This is a genomic window from Pseudomonas sp. FW305-3-2-15-E-TSA4, from assembly GCF_058787295.1.
Map to the genome: position 1 here is coordinate 314,994 of NZ_JBYSZP010000002.1, position 20,367 is coordinate 335,360.

A 20,367-nucleotide genomic window follows, 5' to 3' on the forward strand; every position below is an offset into this window, starting at 1 on the left:
TCTCATCGGAATTCCTTGATGAAATGTAGACGATATCGGGAGTTTTAGTCCCTCCCATGATTGTTGGAAGTCCGCATCGACACTCATGAATTCGATAAACCGCTGCGTGAACGCGCATTTTGCGTTCCCCGATGCAGGCAGCCTGCCGGTTCGTCAGCGTCCGCCATACAACTGCCGCATGACTTATGCGACAATGCGCGCAATGTCTGGCATGAATCCCGCCTTTATTGCCCAACAGCTTGGACACCGCGTCCAGATGCTGCTCTCGCCCCACGCCTGCCGGCTTACCGCCAGCACTGATCGGGTCGGGAAGAAAAAGCTCCAAAATGCCCCAGAAATGGCCCAAGCGCCAAATGTGCGGCTCGCAACCCATTGATAGGTAAAGCAATTGATCTCCACAGCTAACATCACGATGCAGTTCGGCGCCAAGCCGCTCTTCGAAAACGTTTCGGTCAAATTCGGCGCGGGCAACCGCTACGGCCTGATCGGCGCCAACGGTTGCGGCAAGTCGACCTTCATGAAAATCCTCGGCGGCGACCTCGATCCGTCCGGCGGTCAGGTCATGCTCGAGCCGAACGTTCGTCTGGGTAAATTGCGCCAGGACCAGTTCGCCTACGAAGAATTCACCGTGATCGATACTGTGATCATGGGTCACGAAGAGCTGTGGAAGGTCAAGGCCGAGCGCGATCGCATCTACTCGCTGGCGGAGATGAGCGAAGAAGACGGCATGGCCGTGGCCGAGCTGGAAACCGAGTTCGCCGAGATGGACGGCTACACCGCCGAATCCCGCGCCGGTGAACTGCTGCTGGGTCTGGGTATTCCGCTGGAACAGCATTTCGGCCCGATGAGCGAAGTCTCGCCAGGCTGGAAACTGCGCGTATTGCTGGCGCAGGCGCTGTTCTCCGATCCGGAAGTGCTGTTGCTCGACGAACCGACCAACCACCTGGACATCAACACCATTCGCTGGCTGGAAAACGTTCTGACCCAGCGTAACAGCCTGATGATCATCATCTCTCACGACCGTCACTTCCTGAACAGCGTGTGCACGCACATGGCTGACCTGGATTACGGCGAGCTGCGCCTGTTCCCGGGCAACTACGACGAGTACATGACCGTGGCGACCCAGTCCCGCGAGCAACTGCTGTCGGACAACGCCAAGAAGAAAGCGCAGATTTCCGAGCTGCAATCGTTCGTCAGCCGCTTCTCGGCCAACGCCTCGAAAGCCAAACAGGCGACTTCCCGCGCCAAGGCAATCGACAAGATCCAGCTGGCCGAGGTCAAGCCGTCCAGCCGCGTCAGCCCGTTCATCCGCTTCGAGCAGAACAAAAAGCTGCACCGTCAGGCGGTCATGGTCGAAAAAATGGCCAAAGGCTTCGACGGCAAGCCACTGTTCAAAGACTTCAGCTTCCAGGTTGAAGCGGGCGAGCGCGTAGCGATCATCGGCCCGAACGGTATCGGCAAAACCACCCTGCTGCGTACCCTGGTCAACGAACTGACCCCGGATGCCGGTAGCGTCAAGTGGACCGACGCCGCGGAACTGGGCTACTACGCTCAGGACCATGCGCACGACTTCGAAGACGACGTGACGCTGTTCGACTGGATGGGTCAGTGGACTCAGGGCGAGCAGATGATTCGCGGCACTCTGGGCCGCATGCTGTTCTCCAACGACGAGATCCTCAAGTCGGTCAAAGTGATTTCCGGTGGTGAGCAAGGTCGCATGCTGTTCGGCAAGCTGATCCTGCAAAAGCCGAACGTGCTGATCATGGACGAACCGACCAACCACTTGGACATGGAATCGATCGAGGCGCTGAACCTGGCGCTGGAAAACTACCCGGGCACGCTGATCTTCGTCAGCCACGACCGTGAGTTCGTATCGTCCCTGGCGACGCGCATCATCGAGCTGAGCGCCAACGGCGTGACTGACTTCAGCGGCACTTACGATGACTACCTGCGTAGTCAGGGTGTGGTGTTCTAAATCGCTGCAGGTTTGAAGAATAGCCCTGTCCTTGTGACAGGGCTTTTTGCATTTCAGGGGGGGAAACTATGTTGGTGCGACTGCCTTCGCGAGCAAGCCCGCTCCCACATTTTGGAATGCAGTCCCCTGTGGGAGTGAGCCTGCTCGCGATGAGGCCATCAGCAGTAATCGGAATAGCCAGGAAAAATAGTTAGCCTGCTTCCTTTTATTCCAGCACCCAGCCATGATGCCCACTCTCCCACCGCCGCCCGCGAACGAGTCCACATGTCTGCGCAGCAACAGCCTCCGCAAAGCTCCCTGGCGATCACCCTGCAGATCGTCTCCATCGTGTTCTACACCTTTGTCGCCTTCCTGTGCATCGGCCTGCCGATCGCGGTGCTGCCCGGTTATGTGCATGAGCAGCTGGGTTTCAGCGCCATTATTGCGGGGCTGGTCATTGGCTCGCAGTATCTGGCCACCCTGCTCAGTCGGCCGATGGCGGGCCGCATGTCGGATACGCTGGGCACCAAACGGGCGATTGTTTTTGGCTTGTCGGGGATTGTGCTCAGCGGGCTGCTGACGCTGATCTCAACGCTGTTGCAGGACTTCCCGATGCCGAGCCTGATCATTCTGATCGTCGGGCGCCTGCTGCTCGGCGTGGCACAGGGCTTGATCGGGGTCGGTACCATCAGTTGGTGCATGGGCCAGGTCGGTGTCGAACACACGGCAAGATCAATCGGTTGGAACGGCATCGCCTCTTACGGCGCGATTGCCATTGGCGCGCCACTGGGCGTGGTGATGGTCGCCGACTACGGCTTTGCCAGCCTGGGTATCGCCTTGTCGATATTGGCCGCGGGCGCCCTGGTGTTGATCCGCAATAAACCTTCGGTGCCGGTGGTACGCGGCGAACGGCTGCCTTTTTGGGCGGTGTTCGGGCGGATTGCACCGTATGGGGCCAGTTTGACTCTGGCGTCGATCGGTTACGGCACGCTGACCACCTTCATCACCCTTTATTACCTCAACCGTGGCTGGAGCGGCGCGGCGTATTGCCTGACGGTGTTCGGTGTATGTTTCATCCTGTCGCGGCTGCTGTTCATTTCGGCGATCAGCCGCTTTGGCGGTTTCAATTCGGCGATCGCCTGCATGAGCATCGAAACCATCGGACTGGTGTTGCTGTGGCTGGCGCCCTCTACCGCATTCGCCCTGATTGGCGCGGGACTGGCCGGGTTTGGCTTGTCGCTGGTGTATCCGGCGCTGGGGGTCGAGGCGATCAAGCAGGTGCCCAGTTCCAGCCGTGGCTCGGGGTTGGGGGCTTATGCGGTGTTCTTTGATCTGGCGCTGGCGATTGCCGGGCCGTTGATGGGCGCAGTGGCGTTGAACCTGGGGTATGCGTGGATTTTCTTCAGTGCGGCGCTGTTGTCAGTGATCGGGCTGGGGTTGACCTTGGTACTCAAGCGCCACTCGACATCCTGAAATTTCGTACAAATCACTGTGGGAGCGGGCTTGCTCGCGAAGGCGGTGGGTCAGTCAAAATATAGAGTGACTGATCTATCGCATTCGCGAGCAAGCCCGCTCCCACAGGGGGATTGAGTCGTTTATTGATCCGCGGTCTGCATCCCCGCCCGGCTCGGCTTGCCCAGCGTGCGCGAGAAGAACTGCCCGGCCTCGGAAATCAGGTTGCGGTGAATGTCTTCGCGATCCACGCCATCAGCGTCGGTGCACAACGCCGGCATGGCGCGGATCTGCTCTTCGTTGCACGGCGCCATGAATACGAAGTGCCCTGCCCCGGCCAATAACTTGAAGTCCGGCGCGGTCGGCAGTTTGCGCGCCAGAGCCGCGGCGTTTTTGTCGAAGGCCACCAGTTTGTCGCCATCGCCGCTGTACAGCAGCACCGGCACATGCACATCCGCCAGGGTGCTACGGCCGAATTTCAGGCTCAGCGGCGCCATCAGCAGCAAGGCATGCACGCGCGAATCGGCCACTGGCTGCAAATCGTCGCGGTCGACGATCAGTTCACCCTGGGTGTTGCAGGCATCATGGTCGTCAGGGCGTTCCTGGCAGTAGCGGCGCAGACGATCCAGATCCGGCTGCGCGCCGGAGAGAATCAACGCGGTTTCGCCACCGGCCGAATAACCAATGACCCCGACCTGATCAGCGTTGACGAACGGCGAGAGCATCGGGTCGCCGAGTGTTGCGGTGATCGCTTCGGAAATCTGGATCGGCCGCCCATACAGATTGCTCAGGGTGCCGAGGCGGCTGTGGTCTTTGGAGTTGTCGCCGGGATGAATCACCGCGACCACTACAAAGCCCTTGCGTGCCAGCGAGGTGGCGAGGTCATGCAGTGCCAGCGGCGTGCCGGTGTTGCCGTGAGACAGCATCAGCATCGGGAAGCGGCCGATCGCGACCTTGGTGTCGGCGCCTGCCTCGACGGTGTAACCCTCAAGCAGGCTGCTATGTTCGCGGTCGCTGGAAGGATAGAAGGCGATGGCGCGCATCGGTTGCAGATCCAGCGGATCGAGGAATGTCATTTCGTGGTAACCGACACTCCAGACAGGGTGTCGCCCGGGCGCGGCATGCACTGAACCGAGGCTGCCGAGCAGGCAAATCAGTAACGTTGCACAAAGACGCATCATGGGATGGCCCACCCTGTGTTACTCAATCGAAAGATCCTTTGTGTTCCGACACGCCCCAAACCCTGAGGTTCGGAGATCCGGCGCAGCGGTGCACTCAGACGTTGATCGTTTGACTGCATAACCCGGGCCAGATTATGCAACAGTCAGAAACAAAAAACTCCGCATCTGGCCCTTGCAGAACCAGAATACAGAGTTTTTTGAGGGGCTACCTGAACGGCAGCTGGTCTTTACGCAATGCTTACGCGGCGGCGAACAGTTGCTCGCTGATCTTCGCCTGAGCAGCGCTCATCGCGTTGTTGCGCACTTCTTCACCGTAGGCCAGACCTTCGGCACGGACGATTTCGATGTCGGTGATGCCGAGGAAGCCCAGTACCAGCTTCAGATATTCCTCGTGAGCGATGCCGCTCGCCTGACCGGCATGGATGCCGCCGGAGGTAGAGACGATCACCACTTTCTTGCCACCGCACAGGCCTTCAGGGCCGGCTTCGGTGTAACGGAAAGTCTGGCCGGCAACGGCGACGCGGTCGATCCAGGCCTTGAGCTGGGTCGGCACGGTGAAGTTGTACATCGGCGCGGCAATGACGATGGCGTCGGCAGCGATGAATTCAGCCAGGGTCGAGGCGCTCAGTTCGGCTTCGTGCTGTTGTGCGGCGTCGCGCAGCTCAGCAGTAGTACCGGCAGCCACCAGGGTGGTCGACGAGAAGTGACTGATGGCGTCGGCGGCCAGGTCACGGTAGGTGACCACGGCGGTTGGCTCGGCGGCTTGCCAGGCTTTGACGACTTGGCTGCTCAACTGACGGGAAGCGGAGTTGTCGCCCAGAATGCTCGAATCGATGTGCAGCAGTTTCATGTGGAATCTCCTGTAAAGAATCGCCGGCGGCGACGGAATGGAGACAATCCTACGGAAGAAACCAATAGCTGATTAGCCGCCGACAATGCGATAGTTCGTCCCACTGATAGAACGGTGGACTTTTCATGCAGGATCTCAATGATCTCTACTATTTCGCCAAGGTGGTCGAGGCCGGTGGCTTCGCCGCAGCCGGGCGTTTGCTGGGCATTCCCAAGTCCCGCCTGTCACGACGCATCGCCGAACTCGAAGAGCGCCTCGGCGCCCGTCTGCTGCAACGCACCACGCGCCAGTTGAACCTGACCGCGGTTGGCGAGCGCTACTTGCGTCACTGTCAGGCGATGTTGCTGGAAGCGGAGATGGCCGACGAAGCGGTCGCCAGCATGTCCAGCGAGCCACGTGGCCGCCTGCGAGTATCCTGTCCTACCGGTCTGGCGCGGGAAATGTTGCCGTGGGTGATCAGCGAATTCCTCGGCAAATTCCCTCAGGTGCAACTGGAGGTGGTGTTGCTCAATCGCCGGGTGGATCTGGTGGCCGAAGGTTTCGACGTTGCGTTGCGTGTGCGCGAGTTGGGCGATGAAGATCCGTTGCTGGTCACCCGGCGTCTGCGCCAGGCGCAAATGGTCGTGGTGGCCAGCCCGGCCTTTGTCGAGGGCAAAACCATCACTCATCCGCAGGACTTGAAGAACCTGCCGGTGCTCGGCGCGCTGGAGGCCGATCGCATGGTGCATGTGCGCTTGCTGGATGAGCAAGGCAACAGCGTCGAACTGAACATGGAGGCGCGGTTGGGCATCGATGACTTCATCGTGCGCAAGGCCTGTGTGCTCGCCGGCCAGGGTTTTACCCTGCTGCCGATGATGTATTGCGAAGCCGACCTTGAGAGCGGCGCGCTGGTGCAATTGCTGCCCGAGTGGTCGTTGCCCGGCGGCTGGTTGCAGGCGGTGTATCCGCATCGACGCGGGGTGATGCCGGCGGTGCGGGCATGGATCGATCATCTGGTCGAATCGTTCAATGCGTGTGGGGAGCGGTTGTTATGAAACAGGGAAAGATGAACGAAGCGGATGTCGCCGCCTTCTGCCTGGCCTTGCCGGGTGCGCGGGAGGATTACAAATGGGGCGGCGTGCGGGTGTTCTCGATTGCCGGCAACAAGATGTTTGCCCTGCAAGGGCTGCGCGGGGATTCATTGGCGTTCAAGGTCGACAAGGACCTGTTTCTCGGCCATTGCGACCGCCCGGGTATTCACCCTGCGCCTTATCTGGCGCGGGCGCAGTGGATCATCATGCACCCGCCCTACCCGCTGGGTGCGGAGGAATTACGCGGGTTGCTGACACGGTCGCATCAGTTGGTGGTGAGCAAGTTGCCGAAGAAAACCCAAATCGGATTACTGCTCTAGCTTTTTGATTTTGATTTTGGTGGGAGCGGGCTTGCTCGCGAAAGCGGTGTGTCAGACAACATATTCGTCCATTGGCACACCGCTTTCGCGAGCAAGCCCGCTCCCACATGGGTCATGTGTGAAGCTTAAATATGTGAAAGCAGGTTCGAACCGAGAAACAACTGATCGATCCAGAACACCTGATGCAGCGCCACAATCACCCAGAACAGAATCTGAAACGACACCTTGCGCGTCTTGTGCCGGAATACCTGTTGGGCGATCAGCGCGCCGGGCCAGCCGCCAGCCAGTTCCAGCGCGTGCAGGATGTTCTCCGGTGTGCGCCACGCATCGGCGCGGGCCTTGCGCTTGTCTGCCCAGTACATGAAAAACGCCAGCACGCTGACCACGCCATAAGCGGTCAACGGCACCAGCGAGATGCCGCGCAGCCACATCGACAGCGAGCCGAACAGCGGCAGCGCGCACACGATCAGCAGCACCGCCAGTTTCAGTTTCAGATGCTGAATGCCGCCACCGGACGGTCGTCCATCCGGGCGGCGCGCGCGGGAATCACTCATGGTTTCGCCGCCGACCAGTCGACCCAGCCGAACTGCCAGGTCGCCAGAATCACCAGACCGAAAACAATCCGGTACCAGGCGAATGCCGCGTAACTGTGGCTGGCGATGAACTTGAGCAGACCGCGCACGGCAATCATGGCGAAGATGAACGCGGTGATGAAGCCGATGGCAAACACCGGGAAGTCCGCCGGCACAAACAGATGGCGATACTTGTAACCGGAGTACACCGCCGCACCGACCATGGTCGGCATGGCCAGGAAGAACGAGAACTCGGTCGCGGTCTTGCGCGACAGGCCGAACAGCAGGCCGCCGATGATCGTCGAGCCGGAACGCGAAGTGCCGGGAATCATCGCCAGACACTGCGCGAAACCGACTTTCAGCGCGTCCCTCCAGGTGATCTCGTCCACGGTTTCGGCGTGCACCTCATGCTGGCGACGCTCGGCCCACAGCATGATCACACCGCCCACCACCAGCGCGGTCGCGACAGTGATCGGATTGAACAGGTATTGGTGAATCAGGTCGGCAAAAATCACCCCCAGCACCACCGCCGGCAGAAACGCGATCAACAGGTTGGCGGTAAAACGCCGCGCACTCGGCTGGGTCGGCAAGCCGATCACCACGTCGAGAATCTTGCGACGAAACTCCCAGACCACCGCGAGGATCGCGCCGAGCTGAATAATGATGTTGAACGCCATGGCCCGTTCGCCGCCGAAGTCGAGCAAGTCGGCAACAATGATCTGGTGTCCGGTACTGGAAATGGGCAAAAACTCCGTCAGCCCCTCTACAACTCCAAGAATCAGTGCCTGCAAGGCGGTCCAAAGATCCATCAGTCCCCCAAAGAGCGATGCACAAAGGCATGCCCCGATAGTATTTTTTTACGTTCACTGCGATCAGCGTAGCTGTTTGTAGCTGTACCGATTCCGCGCACACAGCATCCACACGAAACGGTCAAAATTCCGTGAAATATCAATTTGGATTCAGGTTTTCACGCGCGGGGCCGAAATCCTAACAGACAAGCCTTAATAGTGCTGCGGCGTTATTCGACTTGGGTCGCGTATGCCTGACCACCCAAACGTGGTTGGATGCTGGCGTTGATTTATTACAAGAAAAAGAAATCGGAGTGACAGCGTTATGAACAGCTTGCGCAGTGTGTCGATCAGCCGACGCTTGTGGCTCATTTTGATTGTGGCGGTAGTCATGTTGTTGACCTTGGGCGTGTTGATGCTCAAGCAGATCCACGATGACCTGTACCACGCCAAGGCGCAGAAAACCCAGCATGTGGTGCAGACCGCCAGCGGCCTGCTGACCTATTACCACGACCTGGAAACCGCCGGCACCCTGACCCGCGACGCCGCGCAGAAACAGGCGTTGACCGCGATTCGTGGCCTGCGCTACGACCAGAGCGATTACTTTTGGATCAACGACCTCACCCCCGTGATGGTCATGCACCCGACCAACCCCAAACTCGAAGGCCAGAACCTCTCGGCGATCCGTGACCCGGACGGTTTCGCGGTGTTCAACGAGATGGTCGCGATCGCCAAAAGCAAAGGCGCGGGCATGGTCGATTACCGCTGGCCCAAGCCCGGTGCCAGCGAACCGGTGGCGAAAACCTCCTATGTAAAATTGTTCGAGCCGTGGGGCTGGGTGCTCGGTTCGGGCGTTTACGTCGATGATGTGCAGAGCGAGTTCCGGGGGCAGTTAATCAAGGCTTCGGTGATTGGTTTGGTGATCGCCGTGATCATGGCCCTGCTGGTGATTTTGATTGCCCGCAGCATCGTCCGTCCGTTACAGGAAACCGTGAACGCCATGGCCAACATCGCCAGCGGCGAGAGCGACCTGACCCGTAGCCTCGACACCCACGGTCAGGACGAAGTCACGCAACTGGCGCATCACTTCAACGCCTTCACCGCCAAGTTGCGCCGAGTCATCGGTGACCTGCAGGTTTCGGCCAGTGCGCTGGGTCAGTCGTCCAGTGAACTGGGCAACGATGCGACTCAGGCCCAGCAGCGCAGCCAACAGCAATCGCAGCAGATGGAACTGGTCGCAACCGCAATCAACGAAGTGACCTACGGCGTGCAGGATGTGGCGAAGAACGCCGAACATGCTGCCGCTGAAATGCGCGATGCCGAAGCTCAGGCACAGCAGGGCCAGATCAACATCGACGGCAGTCTGCAACAGATCGACAAGTTGTCCGGAACCATTGACCAAGCGGTCGAAGTGATTCGCACCCTGGCGGCCGAAAGCACGCAGATCGGCAGTGTGCTTGAGGTGATCCGCTCGATTGCCGAGCAAACCAATCTGCTGGCACTCAACGCGGCCATCGAAGCGGCCCGCGCCGGGGAACAGGGCCGGGGCTTTGCGGTGGTGGCCGATGAAGTGCGGTTGCTGGCGCAGCGCACGCAAAAGTCGACAGCGGAAATCCAGAGCATGATCGAACGCCTGCAAAATCATTCCGAAGCCGCGGTGAAGGTCATCGGCGACAGCAGCAAGGCCTCGCAACTGACCATCGAACAGGCGGGATTGGCCGGCGCGAGCCTGAATGCCATCGGCCAGGCCCTGCGCAATCTCAATGGCCTGAACGCCTCGATTGCCAGCGCCACACTGCAACAGGCGCATGTGGTCGAGGACATCAACCAGAACGTCACGCAGGCGGCCGGCCTGTCTCACAGCACGGCGCTGGCGGCGGAGCAGTCGAGTGTGGCGAGCGTCAAGCTTGGGCAGTTGAGTGAACAGCTGAACCAGTTGCTGCGCCAGTTCCGCGTCTGACCCCTCACCCTTGTGGGAGCGAGCCTGCTCGCGAAGGCTTAATGTAAGTCAACATCTGCGTTGCTGACATGCCGCTTTCGCGAGCAGGCTCGCTCCCACAGGGTTATTCGTCATTCAAGGTTTTTGGGTACAATTGCGCCCCTTCTTGCACTCCCCCAAGGAACCCCCATGTCCGGGCTTGAACTGTTTGCCGCCGCCCTCGGTGTGATCGCCGTCTGGCTGACGGTCAAACAGAATCCGTGGTGCTGGCCGATCGGCCTGGTCATGGTGTTGCTGTACAGCTGGATTTTCTATGACGTGAAGCTGTACTCGGACATGTTGCTGCAAGTGATTTACGCCGCGCTGCAAGTCTACGGCTGGTGGCAATGGACCCGCGCCGGGACGATGCAAGACGGCCGTGAAGTCACGCGTCTGGATCGGCGCTCGATCCTGCTCGGTCTGAGCGTAGGCGCCCTCGGCAGTCTGCTGCTGGGTGCGGCCATGGCGCACTGGACCGACGCGGCGCAGCCGTGGCTCGATGCCGCGCTGACGGCGTTCAGCCTGGTTGCGCAATTGTGGATGGCGCAGAAACGTCTGCAATGCTGGGCGCTGTGGTTCGTGCTGGATGTGATTTTCGTCGGCCTGTTCCTGTACAAGGGTCTGTACCTCACCGCCGCGCTGTATGCCCTGTTCACCCTGATTGCTGTGCAAGGCTGGCGCGAATGGCGCGCCGATCCGGCGTTGCAGCGATGAAGGTAGTTGTCCTCACCGGCCCGGAATCCACCGGCAAGAGCTGGCTGGCCGCTGGCCTTCAGGCGCGCTTCGGCGGCCTGCGGGTGGACGAATACGTGCGCTGGTTCATCGAGCAGAATCCACGCGATACCTGCCTCAACGACATCCCCGCTATTGCCCGTGGGCAGTTGCAATGGGAGGATCAGGCACGGGCGCAGCAACCGCAATTGCTGATTCTCGATACCCATTTGCTGAGCAACATCCTCTGGAGCCAGACCCTGTTTGGCGACTGCCCGGCGTGGCTGGAACCCGAGCTGCTGGCCCGGCATTACGACCTGCATCTGCTGTTGTCGCCGGAGCAGATCGACTGGACCGACGACGGCCAACGCTGCCAGCCGCAGCTCAGTGAACGCATGGCGTTCTTTCAGGCCACCCGCGACTGGCTGGAACAACAACGGCAACCGCTGCAGATCATTCAGGGCGATTGGGATGAGCGGCGGTCTCAGGCTTTCGAAGCCGTGGCGCGTTTAATGGCTGATTGACCTGGCAAACAGCTCCTTTCGGAGCCCAAGTGTCCATTCTTGAAACACCCACCCCCGCGCAAAGCAGCCGTTTAAATGGCCTTCATCATTCTGTCAGGGTATCTGTTACGCGGGTGAAACAGTCCCCGGCAAACCCTTGTTCCAGAGCTTTGCACCGCCCCTGCCCCCGCCGCTGTCGGCGTGACTGTTTCAGCGCTGAAACAGGTTATGTATCAAGATTGCGTGCCGCAGCGCCAACCCGTTGAAAACAATAGACAACTCAAAAGCGGCACAGCTTTCGCTCTCTCCTTCCCAACGCTGACAAGAGCCAGCCCACTGAAGAAGGAATTGCCGCCGTGGGGAATATCAATAAAGGCCTGACCTGCCTTCTGCTGATTGGATCAGCCGCCAGCACTTTCATCAGTTTCAACGTTCAGGCCGAAGGCAATGGCGTGATCGTTCTCAACCGCGACGTTCAGCCCATTCCTATCGGGCGCAGCGGTGGCAAAGACCCCTACCCAACCACGGTCAATGCCAACCCTTCGGCTCGCATCAATCAGGCGATGACCAGCACCGAGCTCAATGACGGTGAATTTGCCAGTGTAGCCAGTGGCGCTTCGATTCGCGGCAATATCACCACGCCCACCGCCAACATGCCTGGCATGAACACCCTGACCAATCCCAACGGCCTGCCCGGCATGGGCGGCGGTCACGGCGGTGGCGCGGGCGGCTCGATTTCCAACACCGTCAACCGTGCGATGAGTTCCGGTCTTGCTCCGCTGACCCGCATGGCCGGAGGTCAATGAGATGAATCGTTCTCTTCTTTTACTTGCCCTTTTCGGCTGCGTCCAGGCGCTGGCCGCCCCCGACTCGGTCAATAACGCGAACATTCAGGACACCGGCGTCCAGTACCGCGGCAACTACAACGTCAACCAGGCTGCTGGCGACCAGATGCAACAAACCAATACCAAAGCCATCGCCATTGGTACTTCGGCCAGTGCTACCACCAACGTCCGGCAGCACATCGATACACCGGCCAACCCTTCAACGAACGCCAGCGCCACCATTGGCGGCAACTCTTTCAGTAATGGCAACGGAATCCTGGGCGTGAACCAGGGCGCCGGGGCCAACAACCAGATGGCCAACGTGACGCGCGTCAGCATCAGTGCTGCCCCGCAAAGCGTTGACGACAGCGCCCTGTCGCAACAGAACGTGGCGCTTTTACCGAGCTCAGGAGCAACTGGCACCTCACCCGGCAGTCGCCAGGTCACGACAAGTGATCAGGCCTTCACCGGCAGCCGAGGGGTGATTCAGGTGAACCAGAGTGCCGGGGTGGGGAACCGTATGGCTAACACCCTGAGCATCCGGGTCGCTGACTGACCCAAACAACAAAAGCAGTGCAATTAGAAAGTACCAACACTTAACCAACTAATAAGCACGATGGAGAAACACCATGAAACCTACAATGGCTCTCAAACCACTGGTTTTCGCACTTGCAGCAGTAATGGCAATGGCGGCTCAGGCAGGCGGCAATGATCATGGTAACGGGCACGGCAATGGCCATGGCAACCATGAACCCAAAGGCCCTACCCTGGAACAACTTCTGCAAATCGGAGCCGGCGCCGGGGCTGCCGTACTCGACACGCAGAACAGCGATGGCAACCTGGTGGGCAACCAAGGCACCAAAAACGATGCCAACGTCAATAACTCGGCTAATGGCACCAACGGCAACGTCGGCATGAACAACACCGCCGGCGATGGCAACCAGCAAGACAACGCTGCTGCACTGGCGACTGCCGACGAAAGCTTTATCTTCGGCAGCGCGGTATCGGTCTCCAGCGCCACTCAGGTCAACAACAACAACGCGGTTGCCAACTACTCGACAACCAACAACGCCAACCTCAACAACGTGGGTAACGGCGGTTCCGGCAACATTGGCGTGAACAACAGTGCCGGCAACTTCAACCAACAGAAAAACAACCTGGCTATTGCTGTATCGGGTGGTCGTGTAGCTAACGCTGCTGCTGCTGCGAACCAAAGCTCCACTGGCCTGACTGTGTCCAATAACGGCACTCAAACCTACAAAAAAGATACCCTCACCGGCACCGTGGCCGCCGTCGGCGCGTTCGCTGCCGTTGGCAAGGCTACCATCGAAGGTGATAAAGGCCACGGCGGTGGCGGCTATGGCGACAACGATCGCGGCCATGGCGGTAACGGCGGCAGCAAAGATCAGAAAGCCACCTTCGAAGCTGTCGGTGTCTTCGGCCTGGCTGGCGTCACCACTCAACAAGTGCTGACCCCTGATGGCTGGAAAAACCCTGTGACCAACAACGCGAACATCTCGAACGTTGGTAACAACTTCTCCGGTAACGCTGGTTACAACAACGCCGCCGGTGTTGGCAACCAACAAAGCAACTCGCTGTCCATCGCTGCAGGTTGCAAAGCCTGCATGTAATCGCGATCGAAACGAAAGCCCCGGAAACGGGGCTTTTCCTCAGTCCGCAAAGGCGTATCGATCATGCGTAAGACTGCCTTTATCGCCCTGCTTTGCCTGTCCGGCCTGACCCAGGCTGCCCAGATGCCCGTCGCTGCCCTGCCCGGCGGCGTACTCGTCTACAAGAACGTGCAAAGCATTCGTGAACGCAAGTTTGCCGACATCGTCGAACAAAAAACCGATTTCAGCTGCGGCGCCGCCGCGCTGGCCACGGTACTGCGCCAGGCTTATTGGCTCGACGTCGATGAAGAGCACATCATCAAAGGCATGCTGGTCAACGCTGACCAGGACCTTGTGCGTACTCAAGGTTTTTCCATGCTGGACATGAAACGCTACATAGAAAGCATCGGCATGCGCGCCAGGGGCTACAAGATTCCACCGGATAAACTCGACGACGTAACCATCCCGGTGGTGGTACTGATGGAAATTCGCGGCTACAAGCATTTCGTGGTGCTGCAGCGTTCGGACAAGGATTGGGTTTATATCGGAGATCCCGTCTTAGGCCATAAACGCTACGCCCATGATGACTTTGTCAAAGGTTGGAACGGCATCGTCTTCGCCATCGTCGGCCCCGGTTATGACAAAACCAATGCATTGCGCATGCCGCCGACCCCGCTGACCGCGAAGAACAAGCTGGATAACTTCAACCCTGTCAGAGATGCCGAATTGATGGACTTCGGGTTCATACAGAGCGACTTCTTTTAATCGCCGATTATAAAGAATGGGGCTGGATGTCCCGGGAGCAGCAGATGAAAACCTCATACTGGCTGGCCGCCGCCTGCCTGGCAGCGAGCGCGTCAGGCTATGCCAATGCAGGATTCAAACCCATCGAAGTTCAGGATCAGGAGCTGTCCCAGCTTCGTGGTCGTTACGTCATGCCGGGGCGGATCATCAGCTTCGGCATTGTCATGAGCAGTACCTGGCGCAACGCCAGCGGTGATCTGATCGGCGCTGCGACGTCGATGCAAATCCAGGCCGCCACGATCAAACCGGAATTCTATGTCTCGACCATCAAGGAACAGGGCAACGGCAGCACCCCGACTCCGGGCACTGGCAATGTCATTGGTGGCGCGGCACTCAACAGCAGCCAGGGCGTGACCCAAAGCGTACGCGCCGCCGGCGACGGCAACACCGCCAGCAACAATGTGGCCATCAATGTAAAAGAAGCCAACACCCCTCCTCCGCTGGCACCCGCACAAGGCCAGGCGCTGATGGCCGGGCAGACCATCGGGGCCAGCAATGCCGCCGGCAGTGTCGCCGTTTCGGCCAGCAGCGGTGGTGTGCAAATGGCGATTCAGGCTTCGGGAAATCAGGGCACCGCCCTGCAACAGGTCGCTCAGGGTGGCCTGCTGCAGAACACTCGCCTGCTGGGCAGCGCCAACGTGGTCAACAACATGACCCAACTCAATGTTGTGCTTAACAATAACGGCATCAGCCCCGGCGCACTGGACTGCAACCTGACTCAACTCAGGGCACTACGCAATATCGGATATTGAACTACGCTGAGTCTCGATCATTGGGCTTAAAGGGACGGCTTATTCATGTATCGATCAGTATCACTGCGTGCCGCTGTATGTCTGAGTACTCTTCTACCTGCGGCGATGCTGCAAGCAGCACCCGACGCAGATGTGGAGACCCTGAAACAGGAACTTCTGGAGCTGAAGCAACGATACGAAGTACAACAAAAGGCCCTGGCGGTGCTCGAACAACGGGTCCGTCAGGTCGAGGACCAACCGGCAGCCCCGCAACCCAAACGCCTGGCCAAGTCGCCGTCTGACATGAAAGGCAATCCAAAAGTCGCTACCAGTACCGGAGCGCCTGGTACCGGTGCCGCAGCAGCGTCGGGGGGCGCGGCCGGGGGTAGTGGCGCTTCTTACGGCCAGTCGCTGGCCGACGACTCGCAACCGGCCCAGAGTGTGTCCAACCTCTACGACGAGGCCAGCGGCTTCTTCGGCGGCGGCAAATTCAGCTTTGAAACCGGTGTGACCTACTCGCGTTACGACACCCGGCAACTGATCCTCAACGGCTTCCTCGCGCTGGACTCGATCTTTCTGGGCAACATCAACCTCGACCGGATCAAGGCCGACACCTGGACGCTGGACCTGACCGGGCGCTACAACTTCGACAACCGTTGGCAGTTCGACGTGAACGTGCCGGTGGTTTACCGCGAATCGACCTACCAGTCCGGCGGCGGCAACGGTGGTGCATCCAACGTCACGACGGAACAGGATGTTTCGCGTGATCCAACCCTCGGCGACGTCAACTTCGGCATCGCGTACAAGTTCCTCGACGAGTCGGTCAACACGCCGGACGCCGTGGTCACCCTGCGGGTCAAGGCGCCAACCGGCAAGGATCCGTTCGGCATCAAACTGCGCCAGACCGACGCCAACTCCAACCTGTTCGTGCCTGACACGCTGCCAACCGGTAACGGTGTCTGGTCGATCACACCCGGGGTTTCGCTGGTCAAGACGTTCGACCCGGCGGTGCTGTTCGGCAGCCTGTCCTACACCCACAACCTGGAGGAGTCGTTCGACGACATCAGTTCGACCGTCAACCAGAAAAACCCGGGCAAGGTAAAGATTGGCGACAGCTTCCAGATCGGCGCCGGTATTGCGTTCGCTCTGAACGAAAAGATGAGTATGTCGTTCTCGGTGTCTGACCTGGTGCAGCGCAAGAGCAAGCTGAAACAGGATGGCGGTGATTGGCAATCGGTGGTGTCCAGTGACGCCAACGCCGGTTACTTCAACGTCGGCATGACCATTGCCGCCACGGATAACCTGACCATCGTGCCCAACCTGTCGATCGGCATGACCGACGATGCCCCGGACTTCTCCTTCAGCCTGAAATTCCCGTACTACTTCTAAAGCAAAAGATCGCAGCCTGCGGCAACTCCTACAGAGGTAATCCCTGTAGGAGCTGCCGCAGGCTGCGATCTTTTGAGCTTTGTTCTCTAGCGAATCTGATGCTTATGCAGCAGGCGATAAAACGTCGGCCGCGACACTCCCAGCACTTTTGCCGCGACACTCAGGTTGTCGCTGTGGCGGTTCAATACATCGCACAGCGCCTGGCGTTCGGCGCGGGTCTTGTAGTCTTCCAGCGTACCCATCGGCGTCGAAATCGTGTGCTGGCTGAGTAATCCCAGATCCCGGGCTTCGATCTGTCGGCCTTCTGCCAACACCAGGCCCCGTCGCACGCGGTTGGCCAGTTCCCGCACATTGCCCGGCCAGTCGTGCTTGCCCATGGCAATCAACGCATCCTCACTGAAGCTGCGCGGGCGGCGCCCGGTTTCGTGGCTGTAGAAGTGCGAGAAATGGTTGGCCAGCATCGACAGATCACCGTGGCGCTCGCGCAATGGCGCGGTCACCACTTGCAGCACATTGAGGCGGTAATACAGGTCTTCGCGAAAACGCTTTTTCTCGATCGCCGCTTCGAGGTCGACGTGGGTGGCCGCCAGCACGCGAACATCCACCGGGATCGGCTGGCTGCCACCCACGCGCTCGATGTGTTTCTCCTGCAGAAAACGCAGCAGATTGGCCTGCAATTCCAGCGGCAGATCCCCGATTTCATCGAGAAAAAGCGTGCCACCATTCGCGGCCTCGATGCGCCCGACCTTGCGCTGATGCGCACCGGTGAACGCACCTTTCTCGTGGCCAAACAGTTCGGACTGAATCAAATGTTCGGGAATCGCCCCGCAATTGATCGCCACGAATGGCTTGCTGTGGCGTTGGGACTGGCGGTGCAGCGTGCGTGCCACCAGTTCTTTACCGGTGCCGCTTTCGCCCCGGATCAGTACCGGGGATTCGGTCGGCGCCAGTTTGCTCAATAACTTGCGCAGTTCGCGGATCGGCTTGCTGTCGCCGAGTAACTCGTGTTCAGGCTGGTCGACGTGAATCGTGCCTTGCCCGCGCAAACGCGCCATGCCGAACGCGCGGCCCAGGGTCACCTGAACCCGTGAGACATCGAACGGCAAGGTGTGGAAATCGAAAAACCATTCGCAGACGAAGTCACCGACGTTCTGCAACCGCAGGACTTCCTGGTTCAACACCGCGATCCACTCGGTGCCGCTACGGCTGATCAGTTCCTTGACCGCTTCGGGACGTTCAAGGTGAAAAGGTTGCAGTCGCAGCAGCCCGACATCGCATGTCCGATCGGCGGCATTTTCCAGGCTACAACTGTCGACATCCCATCCCACCGAGCGCAAACCAGGTAATAACCGGTGACAGTCGTCGCACGGGTCGACCACCAATAAACGTCGTAACGCAGGCGCTTCGATCATGACTGTTCCTTGGCGCCAAATTTAAGGAAATTATTGTAAAAACAGTCATTTGGCAGACCCGACTGTAACATTAGCAAGAAATTGACAGGGCCTTGTATCGATTGCTTATAGGTGTACAAGCTAACGAGTTATAAGAAGCAAGTTTATTAGTCAGCTATCGAGTTGCTATCTTTCACCAGGCTTTCAAAAACGTTCGGAATGTTGAGCCTGAGCAATTAAGTTGAAATTTCTCTGTTTCGTGTGTGACCTGCCACGGGGTTGCGTGCATCAGTACAAGTAACCAGCCGAACGGTAAGCCCAACCGACGGCACATCACTTGATTGGGCACGACAGAGAGAAGACCCCAATGACCGCCCCGCTCCGTATCAACGAAGCTCTTTTGATTGCCAACCACGCGTTCAAACCCTTTCAGTGCGTGGCCTGGGCCCCACAAGACGGCAATGGCGAACTGAACCTGACCGTCATCGACCGTACCAACTCGCACATCGGTCGCCAGCAGATTCCAAGCAGCGCCTACTCCGATCCGGCGCAACTGGAACTGCTGTTGCAACAGGCCCGCGCCGAATTGAGCAAAGAAGGTTACCTGCTGCAATCGTGGTCGATGCCACATTGATCAGAGGCTAATGCGGATGACTTTCACGTCATCCGCTCTGTTCTTTGTTAGTTATCCGCTGCTGTTTATCTTCAATGCTTCTGTACAACTTTCTTCAAGCTGCCAGGCGCCACTGCTTGGCAGGCTTTCGTTTGGTTCAAAAAGACACTGTTATGGCACAGTGCGACCCTCCACCTGTTAGTTCTGTCAGTTGAACTTGCGTGTATTCAGGGATTGAATGTTCCGCTCATGCAGTTACCGCCCATTCGGGCTTGGTCAACTTGCAAGGAGAGGCATGCATGTCACCCGAGAACGCCTTTGCGCGCCCGGCACTACTCAACAGTTCCGGGCAACTCGACAAACAATTTGCCAGCACTGGCGTTGCCCAGGTGTATTTCGCCGGCAGTGTTTCCAGCATGACCCAGGGTATTGCGCTGGATCGACAGGGGCGCGTGCTGGTCGCCGCCAAAGTCGGCACTGCGCAAGGCAGTCGGTTTGGTCTGGCACGCCTCTTCGCAGACGGTTCGGCCGACCTCGCTTTCGGCCAGCAAGGCAGCGTGATTGGCGAGTTCGAATGCGGTTTTGAGGCCACCGGTGGCAAGGTTCAGGTGTTGCCCGACGGACGAATCCTGCTGGCCGGGCTGCATTATCAAAACACCCATCGCACCCTGCCTGCGCTGGCCCTGTTCAGCGCTGACGGAACCCCCGACCCGGACTTTGGTAAAAATGGCTGCAAAGTGGTGCGCCTGCCCGGCGACCTGTCCGTCGGCTCCCGCGATTGCTGGCTGCCACCCGGCGTACCGGGGGCTGAAGCCTGTGACATCGCCGTGCAGGATGACGGGCATATTCTGCTGATCGCCAATCACCACTTCGAACTCGCCGACCATGCCGGAATGCTGATCCGCCTGACACCAGACGGGACGCTCGATGAAAGCTTCAATGGGCGCGGTTTCGTGATGATTCGACATTTGCTGCTCAACACGTGGCTCAGCAGCCTCGTATTGCAAGAGGACGGGCGGATCCTCGTCGCCGGCTCGATTGATTTTCCCCAAGAGGGTCTGGTGGCGCGCTATCTGCCTGACGGGCGTCTTGATGAACGCTTCGCGGTGGATGGCTTCCTGGCTTTCAAAGCCAACGGCAAAAGCGCGATGGTCAGCCAGGTCATCGAGTCGAAGGAACATCTACACTGCTTTGGCAGCAGTCGCGATCCGATCCGCTGCCTGGCGCTGAGCCTGCACCCTAACGGCCGCCCGGACTGGCGCAACGACACTGGCCACCCGCATCTGCTGGAAATCGGCCCCAGTGGTTGCCAGTGGAGCGCCGCGCAACGCATGGCGGATGGTCGGATCATGGCGGTGGGTGCAACGATCGGCGGCGTCGAGGCCGACTTCATCGTTGCTCGCTATAAAGCTGACGGCCATCTCGACCGAAGCTTCGGCAACGGCCACGGCTGGTTACGCACGCGCCTGGGCCGCAGCCTGGACACCGCCAACTCTCTCGCGATCCAGCCAGACCGGAAAATTCTTGTCGGCGGCTACTCGCTCGACGGCAACTACCGCGCCATGGTCGCGCGCTATCTGAATCAATAACTCTCCAGACTTGAACTTGCCAGGCACTTGCGGCAAC

At 59.2% G+C, this 20,367-nt stretch carries 20 protein-coding genes; 15 read left to right on the forward strand and 5 right to left on the reverse strand.

The features are described 5' to 3' along the window. Positions 1-388 precede the first annotated feature (388 nt). Both AC3WMV_RS03790 and AC3WMV_RS03795 read left to right on the forward strand, forming a co-directional pair. On the forward strand, positions 389-1,975 hold the full coding sequence (locus tag AC3WMV_RS03790; protein ID WP_027612713.1) for an ABC-F family ATPase: 1,587 nt from the start codon (positions 389-391) through the stop codon (positions 1,973-1,975). Between the two features lie 264 nt (positions 1,976-2,239). Continuing rightward, on the forward strand, positions 2,240-3,427 hold the full coding sequence (locus AC3WMV_RS03795; protein ID WP_103367001.1) for an MFS transporter: 1,188 nt from the start codon (positions 2,240-2,242) through the stop codon (positions 3,425-3,427). Between the two features lie 122 nt (positions 3,428-3,549). Here the strand turns inward: AC3WMV_RS03795 and AC3WMV_RS03800 are convergent, their stop codons facing one another. Both AC3WMV_RS03800 and AC3WMV_RS03805 read right to left on the reverse strand, forming a co-directional pair. Continuing rightward, entirely contained in the window at positions 3,550-4,587 is a 1,038-nt protein-coding gene (locus AC3WMV_RS03800; protein WP_027612711.1) for an alpha/beta hydrolase family protein, read from the reverse strand. A gap of 238 nt (positions 4,588-4,825) precedes the next feature. Continuing rightward, positions 4,826-5,437, reverse strand: a complete 612-nt coding sequence (locus tag AC3WMV_RS03805) for an FMN-dependent NADH-azoreductase (protein WP_064587669.1) — start codon at positions 5,435-5,437, stop codon at positions 4,826-4,828. Between the two features lie 125 nt (positions 5,438-5,562). Between AC3WMV_RS03805 and AC3WMV_RS03810 the strand changes: the two genes are divergently transcribed. Then, positions 5,563-6,471 (forward strand): LysR substrate-binding domain-containing protein, encoded by a 909-nt coding sequence (locus AC3WMV_RS03810; protein ID WP_007964611.1) that lies wholly within the window; start codon positions 5,563-5,565, stop codon positions 6,469-6,471. After that, positions 6,468-6,827, forward strand: a complete 360-nt coding sequence (locus AC3WMV_RS03815) for an MmcQ/YjbR family DNA-binding protein (RefSeq protein WP_096796554.1) — start codon at positions 6,468-6,470, stop codon at positions 6,825-6,827. Before AC3WMV_RS03810 ends, AC3WMV_RS03815 begins: the two co-directional genes overlap by 4 nt. Before the next feature lie 125 nt (positions 6,828-6,952). Here the strand turns inward: AC3WMV_RS03815 and AC3WMV_RS03820 are convergent, their stop codons facing one another. Beyond that, entirely contained in the window at positions 6,953-7,381 is a 429-nt protein-coding gene (locus AC3WMV_RS03820; protein WP_027612708.1) for a DUF1294 domain-containing protein, read from the reverse strand. Then, a complete protein-coding gene (locus AC3WMV_RS03825) occupies positions 7,378-8,208 on the reverse strand; it encodes an undecaprenyl-diphosphate phosphatase (protein ID WP_103367000.1) in 831 nt (276 codons plus the stop codon). Before AC3WMV_RS03825 ends, AC3WMV_RS03820 begins: the two co-directional genes overlap by 4 nt. A 304-nt stretch (positions 8,209-8,512) precedes the next feature. Here AC3WMV_RS03825 and AC3WMV_RS03830 point away from each other — a divergent pair, with 304 nt between their 5' ends. The 9 genes from AC3WMV_RS03830 (at position 8,513) to fapF (ending at position 16,737) form a co-directional block, all read left to right on the forward strand. Further along, positions 8,513-10,147: a methyl-accepting chemotaxis protein gene (locus tag AC3WMV_RS03830; protein ID WP_103366999.1), complete on the forward strand. Its 1,635-nt coding sequence runs from the start codon at positions 8,513-8,515 to the stop codon at positions 10,145-10,147. Between the two features lie 168 nt (positions 10,148-10,315). Continuing rightward, on the forward strand, positions 10,316-10,879 hold the full coding sequence (gene pnuC, locus AC3WMV_RS03835) for a nicotinamide riboside transporter PnuC (RefSeq protein ID WP_097087355.1): 564 nt from the start codon (positions 10,316-10,318) through the stop codon (positions 10,877-10,879). Further along, a complete protein-coding gene (locus AC3WMV_RS03840; RefSeq protein ID WP_027612704.1) occupies positions 10,876-11,400 on the forward strand; it encodes an AAA family ATPase in 525 nt (174 codons plus the stop codon). The genes pnuC and AC3WMV_RS03840 overlap by 4 nt, the downstream gene beginning before the upstream one ends. Before the next feature lie 335 nt (positions 11,401-11,735). Next, positions 11,736-12,185: a functional amyloid chaperone FapA gene (fapA, locus tag AC3WMV_RS03845; protein WP_027612703.1), complete on the forward strand. Its 450-nt coding sequence runs from the start codon at positions 11,736-11,738 to the stop codon at positions 12,183-12,185. A 1-nt stretch (position 12,186) separates the two neighbouring features. Further along, a complete protein-coding gene (gene fapB, locus AC3WMV_RS03850; RefSeq protein WP_027612702.1) occupies positions 12,187-12,759 on the forward strand; it encodes a fibril amyloid subunit FapB in 573 nt (190 codons plus the stop codon). 73 nt (positions 12,760-12,832) lie between these two features. Next, on the forward strand, positions 12,833-13,834 hold the full coding sequence (fapC, locus tag AC3WMV_RS03855; protein ID WP_007964628.1) for an amyloid-like fimbrin subunit FapC: 1,002 nt from the start codon (positions 12,833-12,835) through the stop codon (positions 13,832-13,834). Between the two features lie 63 nt (positions 13,835-13,897). Next, positions 13,898-14,578: a fibril amyloid maturation endopeptidase FapD gene (fapD, locus tag AC3WMV_RS03860; RefSeq protein ID WP_027612701.1), complete on the forward strand. Its 681-nt coding sequence runs from the start codon at positions 13,898-13,900 to the stop codon at positions 14,576-14,578. Between the two features lie 44 nt (positions 14,579-14,622). Further along, positions 14,623-15,369 carry a fibril amyloid subunit FapE gene (gene fapE / locus AC3WMV_RS03865; protein WP_103367205.1) on the forward strand — a complete coding sequence of 249 codons (747 nt, stop codon included), beginning with the start codon at positions 14,623-14,625 and terminating at the stop codon, positions 15,367-15,369. 45 nt (positions 15,370-15,414) lie between these two features. Beyond that, a complete protein-coding gene (gene fapF / locus AC3WMV_RS03870) occupies positions 15,415-16,737 on the forward strand; it encodes a fibril amyloid transporter FapF (RefSeq protein ID WP_096796550.1) in 1,323 nt (440 codons plus the stop codon). Positions 16,738-16,823: 86 nt separating this feature from the next. On the opposite strand, the gene AC3WMV_RS03875 is transcribed toward fapF, so the two are convergent. Continuing rightward, positions 16,824-18,149, reverse strand: coding sequence for a sigma-54 dependent transcriptional regulator (locus AC3WMV_RS03875; RefSeq protein WP_027612698.1), 1,326 nt, complete (start codon positions 18,147-18,149; stop codon positions 16,824-16,826). Between the two features lie 346 nt (positions 18,150-18,495). Here AC3WMV_RS03875 and AC3WMV_RS03880 point away from each other — a divergent pair, with 346 nt between their 5' ends. Beyond that, positions 18,496-18,762 carry a hypothetical protein gene (locus tag AC3WMV_RS03880; protein WP_003225374.1) on the forward strand — a complete coding sequence of 89 codons (267 nt, stop codon included), beginning with the start codon at positions 18,496-18,498 and terminating at the stop codon, positions 18,760-18,762. A gap of 278 nt (positions 18,763-19,040) precedes the next feature. Beyond that, positions 19,041-20,330 carry an NHL repeat-containing protein gene (locus tag AC3WMV_RS03885; protein WP_103366998.1) on the forward strand — a complete coding sequence of 430 codons (1,290 nt, stop codon included), beginning with the start codon at positions 19,041-19,043 and terminating at the stop codon, positions 20,328-20,330. The last annotated feature ends 37 nt before the right edge of the window (positions 20,331-20,367 follow it).

Coding starts and splice junctions, on each gene's coding strand:
- AC3WMV_RS03840 (WP_027612704.1), top strand. CDS start 10,876: ATGAAGGTAGTTGTCCTCACCGGCCCGGAATCCACCGGCAAGAGCTGG.
- AC3WMV_RS03795 (WP_103367001.1), top strand. CDS start 2,240: ATGTCTGCGCAGCAACAGCCTCCGCAAAGCTCCCTGGCGATCACCCTG.
- AC3WMV_RS03830 (WP_103366999.1), top strand. CDS start 8,513: ATGAACAGCTTGCGCAGTGTGTCGATCAGCCGACGCTTGTGGCTCATT.
- AC3WMV_RS03805 (WP_064587669.1), bottom strand. CDS start 5,437: ATGAAACTGCTGCACATCGATTCGAGCATTCTGGGCGACAACTCCGCT.
- fapC (WP_007964628.1), top strand. CDS start 12,833: ATGAAACCTACAATGGCTCTCAAACCACTGGTTTTCGCACTTGCAGCA.
- AC3WMV_RS03820 (WP_027612708.1), bottom strand. CDS start 7,381: ATGAGTGATTCCCGCGCGCGCCGCCCGGATGGACGACCGTCCGGTGGC.
- AC3WMV_RS03825 (WP_103367000.1), bottom strand. CDS start 8,208: ATGGATCTTTGGACCGCCTTGCAGGCACTGATTCTTGGAGTTGTAGAG.
- fapD (WP_027612701.1), top strand. CDS start 13,898: ATGCGTAAGACTGCCTTTATCGCCCTGCTTTGCCTGTCCGGCCTGACC.
- AC3WMV_RS03875 (WP_027612698.1), bottom strand. CDS start 18,149: ATGATCGAAGCGCCTGCGTTACGACGTTTATTGGTGGTCGACCCGTGC.
- AC3WMV_RS03810 (WP_007964611.1), top strand. CDS start 5,563: ATGCAGGATCTCAATGATCTCTACTATTTCGCCAAGGTGGTCGAGGCC.
- pnuC (WP_097087355.1), top strand. CDS start 10,316: ATGTCCGGGCTTGAACTGTTTGCCGCCGCCCTCGGTGTGATCGCCGTC.
- fapF (WP_096796550.1), top strand. CDS start 15,415: ATGTATCGATCAGTATCACTGCGTGCCGCTGTATGTCTGAGTACTCTT.
- AC3WMV_RS03880 (WP_003225374.1), top strand. CDS start 18,496: ATGACCGCCCCGCTCCGTATCAACGAAGCTCTTTTGATTGCCAACCAC.
- fapB (WP_027612702.1), top strand. CDS start 12,187: ATGAATCGTTCTCTTCTTTTACTTGCCCTTTTCGGCTGCGTCCAGGCG.
- AC3WMV_RS03885 (WP_103366998.1), top strand. CDS start 19,041: ATGTCACCCGAGAACGCCTTTGCGCGCCCGGCACTACTCAACAGTTCC.
- fapE (WP_103367205.1), top strand. CDS start 14,623: ATGAAAACCTCATACTGGCTGGCCGCCGCCTGCCTGGCAGCGAGCGCG.
- AC3WMV_RS03815 (WP_096796554.1), top strand. CDS start 6,468: ATGAAACAGGGAAAGATGAACGAAGCGGATGTCGCCGCCTTCTGCCTG.
- AC3WMV_RS03800 (WP_027612711.1), bottom strand. CDS start 4,587: ATGATGCGTCTTTGTGCAACGTTACTGATTTGCCTGCTCGGCAGCCTC.